The following is a 1,889-nucleotide window of genomic DNA, read 5'->3' as shown; positions in this document are numbered from 1 at the left end:
GGCTACCTCTGCGACGAACTCGGCGACAATCTCACCGCGTTCCTCACCGGCTTCGGCGGCAAGACGCGGTGAATGCTCAAGCCAGCGTCAGGAGCGCTGCTGCCTGAGCATGGCGATCACACGGTGTACGCTCTCCAGCGTCTGGTCGATTTCGGCTGCAGTGTTGTAGTGGGCGATGCCGATACGCACGACGCCATGCTCGGCCGGAATGCCGAGCTGGTGGACGATCTCCCAGGCATAGTTGTGGCCAGACCACAGGAAGATGTTTTCGGCGTTCATCTGCCGCACGATCGTTTCGGGCACGATGCCATCGACGGTGAAGGAAACCGTCGGCACGCGCTCGCCGAGCCGCTTCGGATCGGTGATGCCGTGGATGGTCAGGCCCTCGACATCGGACAGGCCATCGATCAGCTGTTGCGCCAGCGGGTTTTCATAGGCGATCGAAACCGCAAACGCCTTGGCGATCTTCTGCCTTCTTGAACCGCCCTCGCCCGCCGCCGCGCCAAGGTCGGCAAAGTAGTCGACCGCGGCGGTGAGACCGGCCATCAGCTCGATCTGCGGCGTGCCGAGTTCGAACCGCTCCGGCAGGCCGTTGGAAGAGCAGCGGCACTTGTAGGGCTCCAGCGTCTCGACGACGTCGCGCCGGCCCCACAATATGCCCATATGTGGGCCGAAGAATTTGTAGGCCGAGCAGATCAGGAAATCGCAGCCGAGCTCCTGCACGTCGATCAGACCGTGAGGCGCGAATTGGACGGCATCGACATAGACAAGGGCGCCGGCATTCCTGGCCATCGCAGTCAGCGCCTTCACCCGATTGATCGAGCCGGTCAAATTGCTGGCGTAGTTCAACGCGACCAGCCGTGTCTTCTCCGAAAACAGACCGGCCAGCGTCGCCTCTTCGACCTGCCAGCTCTTTTCATCGAACGGCAGCCAGCGCACGACGAGCCCGAGATCCTCGGCCAGCTGCAGCCAGGGCGACACATTGCCCTCATGGTCCATGCGGGTGAGGATGATCTCGTCGCCGGGCTGCATCGTGCGGCCGAGCGTGCGCGACATGTGATAGGTCAGCGTCGTCATGTTGGCGCCGATGATGATTTCCTCGGGGCTGGCGGCGCCAAGGAAATCGGCCATGGCCTGGTGCGCGTCGTCGACGACGGCCTGCGCGGCGACCGTGGTTTCGAAAAAGCCGCCAAGGTTGGCATTGGTGGTCAACAGGCAGCGCGACACCGCGTCCGCCACCGCCTGTGGCACCTGCGTGCCGGCAGGATTGTCGAGATAGATGCGGCGGCGGCCCTTGTCGGTCAGGAAGAGAGCCGGAAATTTTTCACGCACTGCCTCGACTGGAAAATTCATTGCTGCTCGCTCCCGTTGTAATCATTGGATATTCGGCCTGCGGCCAATCCCGTTCAAGGACAGGGATTGCCGACCCGCTGGTGGATCGCGTCCACCGCCTTCTGCATTTCTTCGGTCCAGGTGACGTCGACAGAAGACAGCGCCATGTCGAGCTGCGAAAGCGTCGTTGCGCCGACGATGTTGGAGGTTACGAACGGCCGGCTCGAGACATAGGCATTGGCAAACAGTGCCGGCTCCAGGCCAAAGGAGCGCGCCAGCTCATTGTATTCAAGTTGTGCTTCAGCGGCACCTGGCGTCTCGTAGCGCTGGCCGCGATTGAACAGCTGCGAGCGGGACCCCTGCGGTCGCGCGCCATGGTCGTATTTGCCGGTGAGATAGCCCTGTGCCAGCGGCGAATAGGGCAGTAGCGACACTTGCTCGCGCTCACAGACCTCGGCGAGGTTCACCTCGAAAGTGCGGTTGACGAGATTGTAAGCGTTCTGGATCGACGCGACGCGCGGGCCGATGCCCTTGTCGGCTTCGGCAAGGAACCGCAT

2 protein-coding genes are annotated in these 1,889 nt (G+C 62.5%); both read right to left on the bottom strand.

Annotation, left to right across the window (positions count from 1 at the left end; genetic code table 11):
• Nucleotides 1-87 precede the first annotated feature (87 nt).
• The gene (locus EN964_RS33205) at nt 88-1,353 is read right to left on the bottom strand and encodes a cysteine desulfurase-like protein (RefSeq protein WP_127267822.1); all 1,266 of its coding nucleotides are present in this window, start codon (nt 1,351-1,353) and stop codon (nt 88-90) included.
• 53 nt (nt 1,354-1,406) lie between these two features.
• A partial coding sequence (locus EN964_RS33200; RefSeq protein WP_206528799.1) for an aldo/keto reductase occupies nt 1,407-1,889 on the bottom strand: 483 nt, incomplete at its 5' end.

The organism is Mesorhizobium sp. M7A.F.Ca.CA.001.10.2.1 (assembly GCF_003998575.1).
Classification (GTDB): Bacteria; Pseudomonadota; Alphaproteobacteria; order Rhizobiales; family Rhizobiaceae; genus Mesorhizobium.
This window is presented reverse-complemented; position numbering and strand designations above follow the sequence as displayed.